Consider the following 17,140-nt stretch of genomic DNA (forward strand, 5'->3'; position numbering starts at 1 on the left):
CACGGGGCAGACTGAGTGCATGAGCAGCCGTGCCGGCCTCCCCGCGGAGGAAAGTGACCTGATCGACGTCGACGAGCTGATCGCCGCCTACTACGACCGCGTGCCGAACCCGGACGTCCCGAGCGAACGGGTCGTGTTCGGCACCAGCGGCCACCGCGGCTCGTCGCTCACCAAGAGCTTCAACGAGAACCACATCCTCGCCACGACCCAGGCGATCGTCGACTACCGTGCGGCGCAGGGCATCACCGGCCCCCTCTTCCTGGGGCGCGACACCCACGCCCTCTCCCTCCCCGCAGAGCGGAGCGCCATCGAGGTCCTGCTCGCGAACGGAGTGGACGTGCGCGTCGACGCCCGGGACTCCTGGGTGCCGACCCCGGCGCTGAGTCATGCGATCCTCACGTACAACCGCGACCGCGCCGCCGACGACCCGGGGCGCGCGGACGGCATCGTCGTGACCCCCTCGCACAACCCGCCCCGCGACGGCGGCTTCAAGTACAACCCGCCCCACGGCGGTCCCGCCGACACGGATGCGACCGGCTGGATCGCCGACCGCGCCAACCAGCTCATCGCGGGCGGCCTGGCCGAGGTGCGCCGCGAGCGCTTCGCCGACGTGGACTGGGACGCCATCACCGGATACGACTTCCGCGACGCCTACGTGCGCGACCTCCCGTCGATCATCGACATCGAGGCGATCCGCCGCGCCGGCGTACGTATCGGCGCGGACCCGCTGGGCGGCGCCTCGGTGGAGTACTGGTCGCTGATCGCCGAGATGCACGACATCGACCTCACGGTCGTCAATCCCGAGGTCGACCCCACGTGGCGCTTCATGACCCTCGACTGGGACGAGAAGATCCGGATGGACCCGTCGTCTCCGTCGGCCATGGCGTCGCTCGTCGCGAAGAAGGGCGACTACGACATCCTCACCGGGAACGACGCCGACGCGGACCGGCACGGCATCGTCACCCCCGACGCCGGGCTCATGAACCCGAACCACTTCCTCGCCGTCGCCATCGACTACCTCTTCTCGCACCGGGAGCACTGGCCGCGCGAGGCGGCGGTCGGCAAGACGCTGGTGTCGTCGATGATCATCGACCGCGTGGCCGAGTCGCTCGGGAGGCGTCTGCTGGAGGTCCCGGTCGGCTTCAAGTGGTTCGTGCCCGGGCTGCTCGACGGTTCCGTGGCGTTCGGCGGCGAGGAGTCGGCGGGGGCCTCGTTCCTGCGGCACGACGGCTCCGTATGGTCGACCGACAAGGACGGCATCCTCCTCTGCCTGCTCGCGGCCGAGATCCTCGCGGTGACCGGCAAGACCCCGTCGCAGCGCTACGCGGAGCTCGAGGACGCCTTCGGTTCGTCCGCCTACCAGCGCGTCGACGCCCCGGCCACCCCTGAGCAGAAGGCGACGCTGGGCAAGCTGACTCCGGAATCGGTGACGGCGACCACCCTCGCCGGCGAGGACATCATCGCGAAGCTCTCACACGCTCCCGGCAACGGTGCGGCGATCGGCGGCCTGAAGGTGCAGACTCCGCACGCCTGGTTCGCCGCGCGGCCGTCCGGCACCGAGGACGTCTACAAGCTCTACGCCGAGAGCCTGCGCGGCCCGGAGCACCTCGCCGAGGTGCAGGCCGAAGCCCGCGCCGTGGTGTCCGCCGCCCTCGGCGACTGACTCCGCCCCCGCGGGATCCGCAGGTGCCGCGGGTGCCGCGGGATCGAAACCGCTCCCCTCGGCCACCGCCGAGGGGAGTTTTCGATCCCGCACCCCGGTGGACACCTCGTGCGGGATCGAGAGTGCGCCTGGCACGCGCCGGAGAGGGACGTAATCGATCCCGCGACCCGGGTCGAGCGAATCCGCCGAGTGCGCGCGTACGTCCCAAGGCCGTGGCGACGAGTCCTTCCGTTGTCGCAGGTCGGCCGCCCGTCTTCCGCCCACCGCTCCCGGTCGCGGGGTCGAAAACGTCCCTGCGAGAGATCGCGGAGGAGCGGTTTCGATCCCGTCCCGCCGGCCACCCCTGTCGCGGGATCGAAAACGTCCCTGGGGGAGACCGCGGAGGAGCGGTTTCGATCCCGTCCCGCCGGGCCACCCCGGTCGCGGGATCGAAAACGTCTCTGGGGGCCTTCGCGGAGGGGCGGTTTCGATCCCGGACGGGACGGGACGGGGCGGGACGGGACGGGACGGGGTCAGTCGGCGTCGGTGGAGGAGCCGAGGAGCTCGCGGACGCGGCTGGAGACGCGGTGGAACTCCTCCGTCTCCAGAACGTCGGCGTAGCCGCGGCGGGCCGGGAGGTCGACGCGGTGCTCCTCCAGGATCCGTCCGGGGCGCGGACCCATCACGATGACGCGGCTGGCGAGGTAGACGGCCTCCGCGACCGAGTGGGTCACGAGCAGCACGGTCGTGCCGGTGGCGCTCCAGATCCGGTTGAGCTCGACGTTCATGCGCTCGCGCGTGAGGGCGTCGAGGGCACCGAACGGCTCGTCCATGAGCAGCACCCGCGGCTCGTGCAGCAGCGCCCGACACAGCGACACCCGCTGCTGCATGCCGCCGGAGAGCTCGTGCGGCAGCGACTTCTCGAAGCCGGTGAGGCCGGTCATCTCGATGAGCTCGTCGGCACGGGCCTGGGCCTTGCGCATGTCCATCCCGCGCATCTCGGCCTGCAGGAGGATGTTGCCGCGAACGCTGCGCCATTCCAGGAGCGCCGCCCGCTGGAACACGTAGCCGATGTCCTGCCGCGGACCCCGGACCTCGTCGCCGCGCAGGCGGATGCTGCCCCGGCTCGGCGCGGTGAGTCCGGCGACGGCCTTCAGGAGGGTCGACTTGCCGCAGCCGGAGGGCCCGGCGATGGAGAGGAACTCCCCCTCCTCGACGCGCAGGTCGACGCCCTCGAGAGCCGTGACCTGGCGCCGCTTGGAGGCGAAGGTGATCGCGAGATCCGAGACCTCGAGCGCCGGAGCGGTGCTCGTGGTCGCGGGTCCGCGCTCCTGCTGAACGTGAGTGTCCATGACGATCGGTCTCACTTCCCGGGGGTGAAGGCGTCGTCGAAGTAGGTGTCCACGTCGCCGTCGCCCGAGATGAGCCCGGCCTCGGACAGCACCTCCAGCGTGGACTCCCAGTCCTCGGTCGCGTTCGCGCCGGGAGCCTCACCCTCGGTGGCGTCGGTGTGGAGCAGCTCGATGGTCTCCTCCCACTGGTGCAGCAGGACCTCCTGCGACGGCATCTGCGGGTCCTTGCCCTCCATCGCGGCCACCGCGGCCTCGGGGTCCTCCTGCGCGGCCTCGAAAGCCTCCGAGGTCGCGGCGACGAGGGCCTCGACGAGCTCCGGGTCGTTCTCGATGGTGTCGGTCGGCGCGATGAGGCCGTTGCTGAAGAAGTTCAGGCCGGCGTCGGAGTAGCGCAGGTACTCGACGTCCTTGCCGCTCTTGTCGGCGATGGTCGGACCCTGGTCGTGTGCGAAGCCGATGAGACCGTCGACCTTCCCGGACAGCATGGCGGCGATCTTCCCCGCGGCGTCGAGGTTCTGCTGCGTCACATCGCCCTCCTCCAGGCCCACGGCCTCGAGGTACATCGGGAAGGTCGTGGTCGGGGCGTCGCCCGCAGAGACCGCGATGGTCTTGCCCTTGAGGTCTTCGGGGCTGGAGATGCCGGAGTCGGCGAAGACCTGCACGGCCGACGGCGTGGTCTGCAGGAAGACGCCGACGCTCTTGATGCCGACGCCCTTGTCGATGTTCGCGAGGACGGCGGGGGTGTCCGCCCAGCCGAAGTCGACCTGCCCCTGCCCGACGGCCTGCGCGGTCTTCGTCGAGCCCTGGCCGGCCTTGATCGTGAGATCGATGCCGTGCTCCTCGAAGATGCCCTGGTCGACGCCGTAGTAGAACGCCGCGTGCTCGCCGTACGGGTACCAGTTGAGCATGAGGGTGACGGGCGTGAGCTCCCCGCCGTCACCGTCGCCGGAGCTCGCCGGGGTCGTCGATCCTCCGCAGCCGGAGAGGGCGAGCACCGCGGCGGACGCGAGGGCGATCGAGCTGAGGATGGTGCCTGACTTCTTCATCAGTGCCTTCTTTCGTGGGGGCGAGGGGGGTCAGAGTCGGACGGTGGCCGCGGCGACGTCGCGCTTGGAGGCGTGCCACGGGATGAGGAAGCGTTCGGCGATCTGGATGATGCCGAAGAGGATGACGCCGAGCAGCGACATGATGATGAGCGCGGCGAAGAGCATGGCGGTGTCGAGGTTGCCGTTGGCCTGCAGGATCACGTAGCCGAGGCCCTCGTTCGCGCCGACGAACTCGCCGACGACGGCACCGGTGACCGCGAGCGTCGCGGCGACCTTGAGACCGGAGAGGAGCTCGGGCAGCGCCGCGGGCAGCCGCACCTTGAGGAAGGTCTTGAAGCGGCTCGCTCCCATGGTCGACGCGAGCTGGAGGATCTCCGGGTCGACGGTGCGCAGGCCCGCGAGGCCCGAGATGACGACCGGGAAGAACGCCATGAGCACGGCCACGAGGATCTTCGGCTCCGCGCCGAACCCGAGCCAGACCACGAACAGCGGAGCGATCGCGATCTTCGGGATGACCTGGGCGAAGAGGATGACCGGGTAGAGCGTCTGCTCCAGACCCCGCGAGTACACCATGAGCACGGCGACGAGGACGCCGACGACGACCGCGATGACGAAACCGATCACGGTCTCGTAGGTGGTGACCCAGGTGTTCTGCGCGAGGTAGGCGGCGTTGTCGGTGAAGGCCGCCCAGGTGTCGGCGGGCGACGGGATGATGAACGCGGGCACCCACCCGAGGCTCGTGGAGACCCACCAGAGGGCGAGCACCGCGAGCACGAAGACGAGCGGGTGCCAGTGACGGCTCCACCAGCGGACGATGCCCGGAGGCTCGGGGCGGTCGGCGGCGATCGCCAGGGTCATGGTCGCGGAGGGGGCAGACGACATGGGGTCCTCGACATCTTCGTGAAGGATTCGGGAAAGCGCATTCCCGTTCGGTGTTGCGAGTCTATGCCGACCGTTCTGCCGTGTCAACGCACCGTGTCGCGCCCGCACGGATCTCGCGCGTCGGCGCGGCCTCCGGGTCGGTCACCGCGACCGGGCCAGCTCCGCGCCCGCGACCCGGAGCCAGCGCGCAGGGTCGGCCACGGCGGCGGCGGACGACCCCGCCAACGCGGTCAGCGACACGGCCCGCGTGAACAGGCCGGCGTCGGCATCTTCCGCGATCCGACCCGCGGCGAGCAGAGGACGCGCCCCCACCTCGACGGCGAGCGCGGCGAGGAAGGACGGCACCTTCCCGTCACCCGACTGTCCGTCGTACGACCCCTCGCCGGTGATCACGGCCTCGGCGCCACGGACGGCCCCGGCCAGATCGACGAGCGCGGCCACCTCGGCCGCCCCCGGGGCGAGGATCCCGCCCCAGCGCACGAGCGCCGCCCCCGTACCGCCGGCGGCACCCGTGCCGGGGAGCTGCGGATCGACGGGAAGGAGGGCGGCGAGACCGGCGAGCGCGTCGTCGACCCGGGCGATGTCGCCGGGCTCCGTGAGCCCCTTCTGCGGACCGAACACCGCCGCCGCGCCGCGAGATCCGGTGAGCGGATTCGTGACATCGGTCAGCACGCGGACATCCGGCGCGGTGCGCAGCGCGCCGAGATCCGCCGTGGCGATGTCCGCCAGACCCCGGGCTCCCCTCGCGACCGGCCGACCGTCCCCGTCGAGGAAGCGCGCGCCGAGGGCGGCGAGCATGCCGGTGCCGCCGTCGGTCGAGGCGCTGGAGCCGATGCCGAGGATCAGTCGCGAGACGCCGTGATCGAGGGCGGCGGCGATCGCCTGCCCGAAGCCGGTCGTATCGGCATCCCAGGGCCGCAGGCCGTCGAGGAGCTCGATGCCCGAGGTCGAGGCGATGTCGACGACGCCCGTGCCGCCGGGAGCATCGGTCGTGCTCGGCAGGAGCAGCCAGGACGTCTCGACGGGAGCGCCCGCCGGGCCGTCGACGGTGACCGGCATGCGCTGTGCATCCGGTACGGCCGTCGCGAACGCCGCGACGGTCCCCTCCCCGCCGTCGGCCATCGGGCGGAGGACGATGTCCGCCGCCGGCTCGACCTCCCGCCAGCCGTCGGCGAGCGCTGCCGCGGCCTCCGCCGCCGTGATCGTGCCCTTGAAACTGTCCGGAGCGATGACGACGCGGGTCATGCCCGGAGCCCCGGGGTGCTCGCGCGCACGACCACCTCGAGCGGGAGCGTCGGCTGCTGCCAGTCCTCGTCGACGATCGCGCGGAAGGCCTGATACCCGGCATCGCTCAGCGGCACGCAGACCGTGGTGAGGGCCGGTGTCACATCGCGACTCGAGGGCACGTCGTCGAAACCGCAGACGGCGATGTCCGCGCCGACCTCCCGGCCCGCCGCGCGGATGGCCGCCATCGCCCCGATGGCCACCACGTCGCTGATGCCGAACACGACGGTACCCTCGGGGACTCCGGCTGCCAGGGCGTCGGCCATCGCCGTCGCCCCCGACTCGCGGCGGAAGTCTCCGCGGACGGTCTGCGCGACCTCGCCGCCGCCCTCCGCGAACCCGGCGCGGAAGCCCGCCAGCCGGTCGTCCGAGGTGCGCACGCCCTCCGCCGCCCCGACGAGCACCGCCGAGCGATACCCGAGTTCCGCCATCCGACGGCCGAGCGCGGCGGCCCCGGCCCGGTTGTCGATCTCCACCCGGCGGTCGCCGTCGCCGTCCGCGCCGAACGCGACGACACGGCCCCCGAGGCGGGTGAACTCGGCGAGCTCGCGGGCGGTCTCCGCCTGCCCCTCCTCCTGCGTGCGCGAGGCGGCGAGGATGAGCCCCTGCGGTCGCTGTCCGCGCAGCGCACGGACGATCCGCGCCTCCCGCGCCGGGTCGCGCTCGGTGATGGCCACGGTCACGACGAGACCCTGCTCGTCGGCACCCCGCGCGACGCCCGATGCGATGAGTCCGAAGTAGGGGTCGGCGATGTCCGCGACGAGGAGCGCGATCACCGGCGAGCGTCCGCGGGCGGTCGCCTGCGCGGAGACGTTGGCGGTGTAGCCGAGGGCCTCGGCGGCGGCCTCCACGCGTTCCCGGAAGGGCGCCGCGACCTTGCGCTCGGAACCGTTCAGCACGCGAGAGGCGGTCGCCAGCGAGACCCCGGCCTCGAGCGCGACGTCATGCAGCGTGGGCGCCGGTCCCCTGGCGTGACGGGGGCGACGCGCGGCCGGCGGCTCTGCCGGTGTGGCGGACGGGGTCATGCTCCGAGCCTACCGACGAGGACGGATCCGCTTCGAGGGACGCTCACGGCCGCCGTCCGAGGAAACCGAGCAGGGCGGCGGCCTCACCGGCGAGGAGCTCGGGGGCGTCGTCGGGCACGAACTCCAACAGGGCGTCACGCGGCGGGTGCGGGGTGGCGGCCGCTTCCGCGAAGAACCGTGTCCAGAGCGCGGACCTCGAGCGCAGCGGGTGCCGTTCGGTGCGCGGCCACCAGGAGAAGACATGAGCGGCGGAGACATGGGGGCTGAGCCGACGGAACTCCTCGAGCACCGCGGGGACGGCGGCGCCGACCGTGGGCTGCCAGTACGTCGACAGCATCGGGTGGTCGACCTCGTGCAGGAGCGCGAGGGTGGCCGGGGCGGTGTCGGCGAGCGTGCCGCCGTGGAACTCCAGGGCGAGCCCGATGCCGCGGGCAGCCGCCTCGACCGCCGCCGCGCGAAGCCGCGTCACGACGCGGGCACGCTCCTGCGCGGACACCTCCGCCGAGCCGTGACTCCCTGCCCACACCCGCATGCGGTCGGCTCCGAGGGCCGCGGCGCTGTCGAGGACCGCGGTCAGCGACTCCTCCGATCCGGCGCGGAAGTACGACCCGTAGGACGCGACGGCGAGCCCGGCATCCGTGGTCATCCGCGCGACCTCCGCCGCGTGTCCGACCTCCCCCGGTGGCACATGCACGTCCCCGCCCCACTCGATCACGTCGAGACCTGCGGCGGCCGCGAGCGCGACGATCCTCTCCGGCGGCAGGGCACGGAACGTCACCGAGCACAGTCCCGCACGGATCCCCGTCATCCCGTCATCCTCTCAGTCCTCCCGATCTCCCCGACACCGGCCGGCCCGTCCATTCCCCGGGCTCCTCGGTCGGACGTCCCGGCCCCTTCCGTTCCCCGTCCTCGAGTCCCACCTGCACGACCCCGTCCCGCCTGCACGACCGAAACCTAGGTCTGACCGTGCCCACGGACCCGGGTCGTGCAGGTGTCCCCCCGTCGGCCGACACACGACGACCGACACACGACGACGGGACTGGGACGGATGCACGACCCGGGCACGTCGGGACGACCGACACCCGGGGACGGGCCGTGCATCCGGGAACGGGTCGTGCATCCGGAACCACGCCGGGACCAAGGAGGGACCGGAGACGAGGGACCGGGACCAAGGAGGGGCCGGAGACCGAGGGACCGGAGACGGAGGGACCGGGGACGGGGGTCACCGGGGCTCACAAGTGGGGGGCGACCGCCGTCGCGAAGGCCTCGGCCGTGCGCCGGACCACACGGGCCGGGTCGTCGGCCCAGACGTCGGCATGGAAGATCTCCACCTCGATGTCGCGGTCGTAGCCGGTGTCCTGCACCGCCCGCGTGAGGGTGACGAAGTCGATCACTCCGTCCCCCGGATAGTGCCGGGAGAGCAGGGGGTCTGCGGCGAGGGGGGTCTTCCAGTCGCACACCTGGTACGTGGCGATGCGCCCCTCCCGTCCGGCCCTGGCGATCTGGTCGAGCACCTGCGGATCCCACCAGATGTGGAACGTGTCGACCGCGGCACCGACCACGGCAGGGTCGAAGTCCGCGGCGATGTCGAGCGCCTGACCGAGGGTGGAGACCACGGCACGGTCGGAGGCGTACATCGGATGCAGCGGCTCGATCGCGAGGGTGACCCCGGCGGCCCGGGCGTCGTCCGCCAGGGCGCCGATGGCGTCGCGGACGCGCTCGCGCGCCCCGACGAGGTCACGCGACCCCTCGGGCAGACCGCCGGCGACGAGGACGAGCACCGCGGTCGAGCCCTCCGCACCGGCCGCCGCGAGGGTGGCCGCCTCCTCGATCGCCCGGCGGTTGTCGTCGAGCGCGGCGTCACGCTCCGGACCGGCCGGAAGGGTGAAGAAGCCCCCGCGGCAGTGCGTCGTGAAGCGCAGGCCGGAGTCGGCGAGCATACGGGCGGCGACATCGAGCCCCACCGCCTGCACGGGCTCCCGCCACAAACCGATGGCCTCGACCCCCGCCGCCGCCGTGACGCGCAGGGCCGTGGCGAGGTCCGCGTGCTTCACGGTGGCCTGGTTGATCGAGAGCCGCGGATGCGGCACGGTCCCGACGCCGGGTGTCCGGGACTCGCGCTCCGCCGCCAGGCTCCGGGGGGCGGTCATGCGTCCACCCCGTTCAGCCGGAGCAGGCCGTGCCATCGCTCCCGGGCGAGCTCCGGCCGCTCCAGGGCGAGCGCCCCGTTCGCCAGCTCGACGATGCGGCTGAGGTGCGGCAGGCTCCGTGCGGAATGCAGCCCCCCGACCATCTGGAACGCGGGCTGATGGCCGTTGAGCCAGGACAGGAAGGCGACCCCGGTCTTGTAGTAGTAGGTCGGTGCCGCGAACACCTGCCGACTCAGCTCCTCCGTCGGGCCAAGGAGGTCGAGGTACCGCTCCGGGTCGTTCGCGTCGAGGGCCTGGATCGCGGCGGAGGCCACCGGGGCGAGCGCGGCGAACGCGCCGAGCAGCGCATCCGAGTGGCCGCGCGACGCGGACCCCTCGGGCGCGGCAGCCCCGGTCAGGCTGTCCCCGCCGATGAGGCCGACGTAGTGGAAGTCGTCGCCGGTGAACATGCGCACGCCCTCCGGCAGCCGCTCGCGCACCCACACCTCGGAGTCCGCGTCGAGCAGGCTCATCTTCACCCCGGCGACAGCGGCGCGGTTCTCGCCGATGATGTCGAGCAGCACCCCGGCGGCCTCCTGCCACGCGGGACCACCGCTCCCGGCGGGCGACGAGGGCGCGAAGTAGCCCGCGAGCTCCGGGTCGAACGCGGTGCCGAGCCAGTGCAGCACGACGGGAGCCGACGCGCGGGAGAGCACCTCGCGGTAGACGCGGCGATAGTCGTCGGCGGTCTCCGCGACCCGAGCCAAGTGGCGCGAGGCCATGAGCACCGGCCCCGCCCCCTGCTCCTCGGCGAAGTGCAGCTGCTCGAGATAGGCGGCGATCACCTGATCGAGCGGGATGCGCTCCTCGTCGACGTGATCGGTGTTGACCCCGACCACGACCGTGCCGCCCTCCTCGCGGGCGACCTCGGCGCTGCGGGCGATGAGCTCGCGCACCGCCGCCGCATCCAGCCCCATGTTGCGCTGCGCGGTGTCCATCGCGTCGGCGACGCCGAGACCCCACGAATACACGTTGCGGCGGAAGGCGAGGGTCGCGTCCCAGTCGATGTCGGCCGGCTGCCCCGGGGTGTTGTCCGCGTGGACCTTCGGGACGACGTGCGCGGCGGCGTAGGCCACCCGGCTGCGGAGCGGGCCCTCCGGCCGCGTGACACCGGCGACCTCGCGGAGCTCCGTGTCGGCGGTGCGGCCGTCGGCGGCGAGCAGGCGGAGGGTGGTCATGCCTCGTCCAGGGTCAGGGGCTCGAGCACGATCTTGCGTCCCTCGGCGCTGGACGCGAGTCCGGCCTCGGCGAACTGGACCCCGCGCGCGCCGGCCAGCAGGTCGAACGGGTAGTCCGTCCCGAGGGCGAACGAGGTGAGGTACTCCTCCCACTGCTGCCGGAAGCCGTTCTGGAACACGTCGTTCGTCGGCACCTGCTGCCAGTCGGCGTCGTAGTCGTGGCTGTCCTCCAGGTCGGGGTTCCACACGGGCTTGGGCGTGGCGTTGCGGGGCTGGATCTTCGCACCGAACAGTCCGACGACCGCGGAGCCGTGCGTGCCGTCGACCTGGAACTCCACGAGCTCGTCGCGGTTCACCCGCACGGTCCACGAGGAGTTGATCTCGGCGATCGCCCCGCCGTCGAGCTCGAAGATGCCGTACGCGGCGTCCTCGGCCGTGGCCGTGTAGTGCTCGCCCTTCTCGTCCCAGCGGTCGGCGATGTGCACCGCGGCCTGCGCGTAGACGCTCTTGACCTCGCCGAACAGGTTCTCCAGCACGTAGTTCCAGTGCGGGAACATGTCGGTGATGATGCCGCCGCCGTCCTCGGTGCGGTAGTTCCAGCTCGGACGCTGCGCGGGCTGCCAGTCGCCCTCGAACACCCAGTAGCCGAACTCGCCCCGGACGGAGAGGATGCGGCCGAAGAAGCCCGAGTCGATGAGACGCTTGAGCTTCTGCAGCCCCGGGAGGTAGAGCTTGTCGTGGACGACGCCGGTCTTCACACCGGCGTCGCGGGCGAGGCGGGCGAGCTCCAGAGCCTCGTCGAGCGACTCGGCCGTGGGCTTCTCGGTGTAGATCGCCTTGCCGGCGGCGATGGCCTTCCGGATCGCGGATGCCCGGGCCTTCGTGACGAGGAAGTCGGCGTAGATCTCCCACTGCGGGTCGGCGAGGGCCGCGTCCAGATCGGTCGTCCAGTCCTCGATGCCGTGCTTCGCCGCCAGTTCGGCCAGCTTGGCCTCGCTGCGTCCGACGAGGATCGGCCGCACGGTCACGCGGCTGCCGTCGGGGAGCTCGATCCCGCCGTCGTCACGGATCGCGAGGATCGACCGCACCAGGTGCTGCCGGTATCCCATGCGCCCGGAGACGCCGTTCATGATGATCCCGATCTCGCGGGTGGGGGCCTGTGCCATCTCGGTCCGTTCCTCTCGGTGGAAGCTGTCGGCGCTGACAGGAGAATGTTGGTAAGCGCTTTCCGAGATCATGGCATGAGACGCTCGACCTCGCAACCGCGCCTAACGCGGAGGGGCCGTGCTCGCCCGCACGTGCAGCGCCGGGGCGACCTCCACGCGCTCGGCGGGCCGGGTGGTCCCCTCGCGCAGCCGATCCCGGAGAAGCTCCACCGCGCGGCGTCCGACGTGCTGCTTGGGCGGCCGCAGCGCGGTGAGCGGAGGGGAGCCGTGCTCCGCGACCTCGTCGTCGTAGGCGATCAGGGAGAGGTCGTCGGGCAGCCGCCAGCCCGCATCCTGCAGATGTTGCTGGAGCAGGAGCGCCTGCGGGTCCGAGTGCACGAGCAGCGCGGTCGTGCCCGTGTCACGGATCTCGGCGAGCACCGAGGACACGACGTCCGCCTGCGCGGGCCCCTCCATCCGGTCCAGCGCCGCATCGCGATCCACGCCCACCGCGAGACCGAGCTCCGCGACCGCCCGCGACCAGCCCTGCCGGAGCCCGGCGGAGGTCGGCGACTGCGGCGACGTGAGCACCCCCACCCGCCGGTGCCCGAGTGCGGCGAGGTGCCCGGCGGCGAGCGCACCCCCGAACGCGTGGTCCGTCGCCACGGTCTGCATCCGGGTGAGGGCGAGAGCGGGCGGGGTCCGGCGCTCGACCAGCACGACGGGAACCGGGAGCGTGTCCAGCCACGAGAGCAGCGCGTGTCCGTCGGCGCCCTGCGTCTCGGGGGCCACGATGAGGCCGTGCACGGTTCCGGATTCCAGGAGCGCCGCGATCTGGCGACGCTGGTCCTGCGCGGCGTAACTGGCTCCGCGGAGCACGAGCTGCACCCCGGTCTCCACCCCGGCGCTCCGGGCGCCGACGACGACCTGCGGCCAGTAGTAGCTCAGCGACGGCACCACCATGCCGATGCGGAACTGCGGCCCGGGAAGGGCAGCGCGGGCGACGGTCGTGTCCAGCGCGCTCCGCAGCACTGCTCCCCCGTGCACCCTGGTCAGCAGTCCGCGGTCCGCCAGCGCGGTGATGTCGCGACGGATGGTGAGCTCGGCCACCCCGAAGTCACGGGCGAGCTCGGCGACGCGCACGGCGCCGGTACGGCGCAGCTCGTCCAGGATGCGCTCGCGGCGGGAGAGGCCGAAACGCGGGGTGGGACGCTCTTCGGTCACACGATCCTCCCGACGTGCCGCACATCTTCGAGGGTGATGCGGGGGATCAGCATCCGGCTGCCTTCCGTGTACGAGTGTGTTCGATCTGGATGGTTCCTGTTCGATCACGTTGCCTGGGCTCGAACGCACAGTCTTCACTGGAACGGCACGCTTCGGCAAGCGCATACCCGAGACCCGCGGAGACTCATGGCCCACCGACCGTTCACCATCGCCGCCCTCTCCACGGAGGCGTGGGACCTCGTGTTCGACGACGCTCGGCGCGCCCGTCTGCGGACGCTCGTGGCCCCCGGCGCCCCGCTGCACACGCCCGCGCTCGACGCGGCGGCCGCGGCCGACCGCGTGTCAGGGATCGAGGTGCTGGTGACGGGCTGGGGCGCCCCCCTCCTGGACGCGGCCCTGCTCGACCGGCTCCCCCGACTCCGCGCGGTGTTCCATGCGGCGGGGAGCGTGCGCGGCGTCGTGTCCGACGCCTTCTGGGAGCGCGACATCCTGCTCACGTCCGCCGCCGAGGCCAACGCGGCCCCCGTCGCCGAGTACACACTCGCGATGATCCTGCTCTCCGGCAAACGCGCCCTCCTCCCGCTCCGCGGGGACGACGCACAGCGCGACCTGCGCATCGGGCCCCGCGTCACCGGCCGCATCGGCAACCTCGACCGCACGGTGGGCATCGTCGGGTTCTCCCGCATCGGGCGCCGCGTCGTCGACCTGCTGCGGCCCTTCCCCGGACTGCAGGTGCTCGTCGCCGACCCGTACGCGGACGCCGAAGAGGTGGCCGCGGCGGGCGCACGGCTCGTCCCACTCCACGCCCTGCTCCCCGCCGTCGACCTGCTCTCCCTGCACGCACCGGCGCTGCCCGCGACGCGGGGGATGATCGGCCGCGCGCAGCTCGCGGCCCTGCACGACGGCGCCACCGTGCTCAACACCGCGCGCGGTGCCCTCCTCGATCACGACGCGCTGCTCGCGGAGTGCGCCTCCGGTCGCCTCGACGCGATCCTCGACGTCACCGATCCGGAGCCGCTTCCGCCCGACCACCCGCTGCTGCACCTGCCGAACGTCGCGGTCACCCCGCACCTCGCCGGCTCGCTCGGCACCGAGGCGCACCGGCTGGCCGACGCCGCCCTCGACGAGCTCGAGGCGTGGGTGGCCGGCCGTCCGCCTCGACACCCCGTGCACCGCGCCGACCTCGCGCACAGCGCATGACGATCCTCGCGCTGCCTCCGGAAGACCGGGCGCTCTCCCCGCACACGGGATGGACGCGCGCGCACCTGATGACGGTGGCCGATGCCATCCTCGACGGGGCCGCCCGTCATGCGAGCCGGGCGGGCGCGGGCATCCGGTACCCCGGCGCGCCTGGCGGCTTCGGCGCCGCGGTCGACGCGCTCGAGGGTTTCAGCCGCACGTTCCTGCTGGCCGCGTTCCGCATCGCCGGCGACCCACGCGGCACAGAGCCGTTGGCCGAGCGGTATGCCAGAGGGCTGGCGGCAGGTGTCGATCCGGCCGGTGCCGAACGGTGGCCGCGCCCCGACGAGGTCGACCAGGCGAAAGTCGAGGCCGCGGCGCTCGCCCTGGGTCTGCACCTCACCCGCGACACGGTGTGGGCGCGCCTGGACGACAGCGCCCGGACCCGCACCGTGGACTACCTGGCGGCCGTCGTCGGTGGGAGCTATCCGCCGAACAACTGGGCCTGGTTCCGGGTGCTCGTCGAGCAGTTCCTGGAGAGCGTCCGCGGGCCGTCCTCCGACGCGGACCGCGCAGCCGACTTCGCGCTGCTCGACGGCTTCGAGCGGGACGGCGGATGGAGCGCGGACGGCGCCGCCCGATCGTTCGACCACTACGCCGGCTGGGCGCTGTCGTTCTACCCGCTGCTCTGGGCGGACATGGTCGGCGACGAGCCGCGCCACGCGGATCGCATCGCCCGGTATCGCCGGCGGCTGGACGCGTTCCTCGACGACGCGCTGCACCTCGTCGGCGCCGACGGAGGACCACTCATCCAGGGCCGCAGCCTCACCTACCGTTTCGCGACGGCCGCCGCGGCCGGGGTCGCGGCGTTCTCCGGCATCTCGCGGCACGACCCCGGCCTCCTGCGCCGGGCGGTGAGCGGTCAGGTCCGGCACTTCACCGACCGCGGTGCGCCGGATGCGACCGGAGTGCTGCCACTCGGCTGGCACGGCGCCTGGCGTCCGCTCGCCCAGGACTACTCCGGCCCCGGCTCTCCGTACTGGGCGGCGAAGGGTCTCCTGCCGCTCGCCCTGCCCGCGGCGCATCCGTTCTGGACGGCCGTCGAACAGCCCCTGCCGATCGATCGGGGTCCGTTCACCCGCGTCCTCATCGCCCCGGGGTGGCTCGCGACGGGTACCGCGGACGGCATCGTGCGTGTGGTCAACCACGGCACCGACCACCGGATGCCGGGTGCCCACCAGCCGGATGCGCCGTTGTACGCGAAGCTCGGGTACTCGACCGCGACAGCGCCCGTGCTCGCCGGCCCCGGGGTCCGTGATCCGCTCGACGGCACGGTCGCCGTGGTGCGTGGCGGCCGAGCGAGCCATCGCTCCGGCTTCGCGACCGGAGCGCTGCGGAAGGTCGACGACGCCGTGCTCGGCGGCTCCTCCGGCCCCGTGCACTGGCACGACGGCTTCCGCGCGGAGTTCGATGTCGGCGGAGGCGGCGCGGCCGCCGAGACCACGGTCGGCCCCATGGTCGACGTGGTGTCGGCGCTCCGCGGACCGTGGGAGGTGCGGCTCGTGCGGGTCCGGGAGGGCGCGGGGACGGACGGGGTGATCCGCGACGGCGACGTCCTCCGCATCGGCGGCTGGGCGCTGTCCTCCCCGACGGTCGTCGAGACCGGCCCCGCGGCTGTCACCGCCGCCCTCGCCCTCGGCGGCGAGACGCAGAGCCGGGTCATCGGACTCCTCGGAGTCGACGGTGCGACCGCGGGGGTCCGACGGGAACGGGACGCGACCCCGCTCGGCCCGGAGACCGCCACCCCGTGGCTCTCGGCGGCGGTGCGGCCGGACGTCTGGATGGCCGTCGGCGTGCTTCTCGGGAGTTCCCCCGGCGTGCCGCAGCTCGACCTGCGGGCAGGCGACGCGGCGGTGTCCTGGCCGGACGGTGCCACGACGCGCTTCCGCCCCGAGGAGTTCCTTCCGCGGGGGTGAGCGTCAGCGGCGTGCCGTACTCGCGCGCTCGACGAGCCGAGTCGGCACCACCACGGGCGCGGCGGGATCGGTCGCCGCCGCGTCGCCCTCCACGGCGGCGATGAGCGCTGTGACCGCCCGCTGCGCGAGCGCCGGGAAATCCTGGCGGATCGTCGTGAGCGGCGGGAGGAAGTTCGCCGCTTCCGGGATGTCGTCGAAGCCGACCACGCTGACGTCGCCGGGGACCGTGCGTCCGGATTCCGCCACCGCGCGCAGCACCCCGAGCGCCATCTGGTCGTTGGCGCAGAACACCGCCGTCGCCTGGGCCAGGGCCGCCCCCGCGGCGAAGCCGGACTCCGCGCTCCAGTCCCCGTGCACGACCGCCGGAGGCGTGAGACCGGCAGCCGTCAGAGCCTCGCGCCACCCGCGCTCGCGCTCGGCGGCGGCGAACGACTCCGCCGGTCCCGCGAGGTGGTGGACGGTCTCGTGCCCCGCGGCGAGCAGGTGGCGCGTGGCAGCCTCTGCTCCCGCGGCGTGATCGCTGTGCACCACGATCGCTCCGGCTCCTGCGGGAGCGTCCACGACGACAAGACGCAGCTCCGGCGGCAGAGTGGCGGCAGGGACCAGCGCCGAAGCCTCGTTCAGCACGAGGGCACCGTCGACGCCCTGGTCGGCGAGCCGGGCGAACGCCGCGTCCACGCCGTCCGCAGCCGTGACGACCGTGAGCGCATAGCCGCGTTCCGCCGCCGCCTCGGCCGTGGCCTGCAGCATCCGGGAGTTGCCGACCGTGGCCAGGGTGGTCACGACGAGACCGAGGGTGTGGCTGCGACCGGTGCGCAGCGCCCGCGCGGCCCGATGCGGCCGGTACCCCAGTTCGGTCATCGCGGCCTCGACCCGCGCCCGCGTCTGCGGGTCCACGCGCGGACTGCCGTTGACGACGCGGGAGACGGTCTGTCCGGAGACACCGGCTCGCGCCGCCACAGTCGCCATGGACACGCGGGCGGACACCGACGCCGACAGCTTCCGGGCCACGGGATCC

At 72.9% G+C, this 17,140-nt stretch carries 14 protein-coding genes; 3 read left to right on the forward strand and 11 right to left on the reverse strand.

Annotation, left to right across the window (positions count from 1 at the left end; genetic code table 11):
* Positions 1 to 19 precede the first annotated feature (19 nt).
* Complete coding sequence (pgm, locus tag MICNX66_RS14485; RefSeq protein WP_187662450.1) at positions 20 to 1,663, forward strand: phosphoglucomutase (alpha-D-glucose-1,6-bisphosphate-dependent); 1,644 nt, start codon at positions 20 to 22, stop codon at positions 1,661 to 1,663.
* Positions 1,664 to 2,175: 512 nt separating this feature from the next.
* On the opposite strand, the gene MICNX66_RS14490 is transcribed toward pgm, so the two are convergent.
* The 10 genes from MICNX66_RS14490 to MICNX66_RS14535 all read right to left on the reverse strand — a co-directional run bounded on the left by MICNX66_RS14490 (position 2,176) and on the right by MICNX66_RS14535 (position 12,967).
* Complete coding sequence (locus tag MICNX66_RS14490; protein WP_101848251.1) at positions 2,176 to 2,994, reverse strand: ABC transporter ATP-binding protein; 819 nt, start codon at positions 2,992 to 2,994, stop codon at positions 2,176 to 2,178.
* 11 nt (positions 2,995 to 3,005) lie between these two features.
* The gene (locus tag MICNX66_RS14495; RefSeq protein WP_187662451.1) at positions 3,006 to 4,040 is read right to left on the reverse strand and encodes an ABC transporter substrate-binding protein; all 1,035 of its coding nucleotides are present in this window, start codon (positions 4,038 to 4,040) and stop codon (positions 3,006 to 3,008) included.
* Positions 4,041 to 4,070: 30 nt separating this feature from the next.
* Positions 4,071 to 4,922 carry an ABC transporter permease gene (locus tag MICNX66_RS14500; protein ID WP_085605959.1) on the reverse strand — a complete coding sequence of 284 codons (852 nt, stop codon included), beginning with the start codon at positions 4,920 to 4,922 and terminating at the stop codon, positions 4,071 to 4,073.
* Positions 4,923 to 5,063: 141 nt separating this feature from the next.
* A complete protein-coding gene (locus tag MICNX66_RS14505; RefSeq protein ID WP_187662452.1) occupies positions 5,064 to 6,167 on the reverse strand; it encodes a glycerate kinase in 1,104 nt (367 codons plus the stop codon).
* Positions 6,164 to 7,231 (reverse strand): LacI family DNA-binding transcriptional regulator, encoded by a 1,068-nt coding sequence (locus MICNX66_RS14510; protein WP_187662453.1) that lies wholly within the window; start codon positions 7,229 to 7,231, stop codon positions 6,164 to 6,166. Before MICNX66_RS14510 ends, MICNX66_RS14505 begins: the two co-directional genes overlap by 4 nt.
* 43 nt (positions 7,232 to 7,274) lie before the next feature.
* Complete coding sequence (locus MICNX66_RS14515) at positions 7,275 to 8,039, reverse strand: sugar phosphate isomerase/epimerase family protein (RefSeq protein WP_187662454.1); 765 nt, start codon at positions 8,037 to 8,039, stop codon at positions 7,275 to 7,277.
* A gap of 424 nt (positions 8,040 to 8,463) precedes the next feature.
* Positions 8,464 to 9,381, reverse strand: a complete 918-nt coding sequence (locus MICNX66_RS14520; RefSeq protein WP_187662455.1) for a sugar phosphate isomerase/epimerase family protein — start codon at positions 9,379 to 9,381, stop codon at positions 8,464 to 8,466.
* Positions 9,378 to 10,598 (reverse strand): DUF993 family protein, encoded by a 1,221-nt coding sequence (locus MICNX66_RS14525; RefSeq protein ID WP_187662456.1) that lies wholly within the window; start codon positions 10,596 to 10,598, stop codon positions 9,378 to 9,380. Before MICNX66_RS14525 ends, MICNX66_RS14520 begins: the two co-directional genes overlap by 4 nt.
* Positions 10,595 to 11,764, reverse strand: coding sequence for a Gfo/Idh/MocA family protein (locus tag MICNX66_RS14530; RefSeq protein WP_187662457.1), 1,170 nt, complete (start codon positions 11,762 to 11,764; stop codon positions 10,595 to 10,597). Before MICNX66_RS14530 ends, MICNX66_RS14525 begins: the two co-directional genes overlap by 4 nt.
* Before the next feature lie 102 nt (positions 11,765 to 11,866).
* Positions 11,867 to 12,967: a LacI family DNA-binding transcriptional regulator gene (locus tag MICNX66_RS14535; RefSeq protein WP_187662458.1), complete on the reverse strand. Its 1,101-nt coding sequence runs from the start codon at positions 12,965 to 12,967 to the stop codon at positions 11,867 to 11,869.
* 186 nt (positions 12,968 to 13,153) lie between these two features.
* On the opposite strand from MICNX66_RS14535, the gene MICNX66_RS14540 reads away from it, so the two are divergent.
* Together MICNX66_RS14540 and MICNX66_RS14545 are read left to right on the forward strand one after the other, a co-directional pair.
* A complete protein-coding gene (locus MICNX66_RS14540) occupies positions 13,154 to 14,167 on the forward strand; it encodes a hydroxyacid dehydrogenase (protein ID WP_187662459.1) in 1,014 nt (337 codons plus the stop codon).
* Positions 14,164 to 16,122 (forward strand): DUF2264 domain-containing protein, encoded by a 1,959-nt coding sequence (locus MICNX66_RS14545; protein ID WP_187662460.1) that lies wholly within the window; start codon positions 14,164 to 14,166, stop codon positions 16,120 to 16,122. Before MICNX66_RS14540 ends, MICNX66_RS14545 begins: the two co-directional genes overlap by 4 nt.
* A gap of 3 nt (positions 16,123 to 16,125) precedes the next feature.
* On the opposite strand, the gene MICNX66_RS14550 is transcribed toward MICNX66_RS14545, so the two are convergent.
* A complete protein-coding gene (locus MICNX66_RS14550) occupies positions 16,126 to 17,091 on the reverse strand; it encodes a LacI family DNA-binding transcriptional regulator (protein WP_187664229.1) in 966 nt (321 codons plus the stop codon).
* Positions 17,092 to 17,140 lie beyond the last annotated feature (49 nt).

It is taken from the genome of Microbacterium sp. Nx66 (genome assembly GCF_904066215.1).
GTDB lineage: Bacteria > Actinomycetota > Actinomycetes > Actinomycetales > Microbacteriaceae > Microbacterium > Microbacterium meiriae.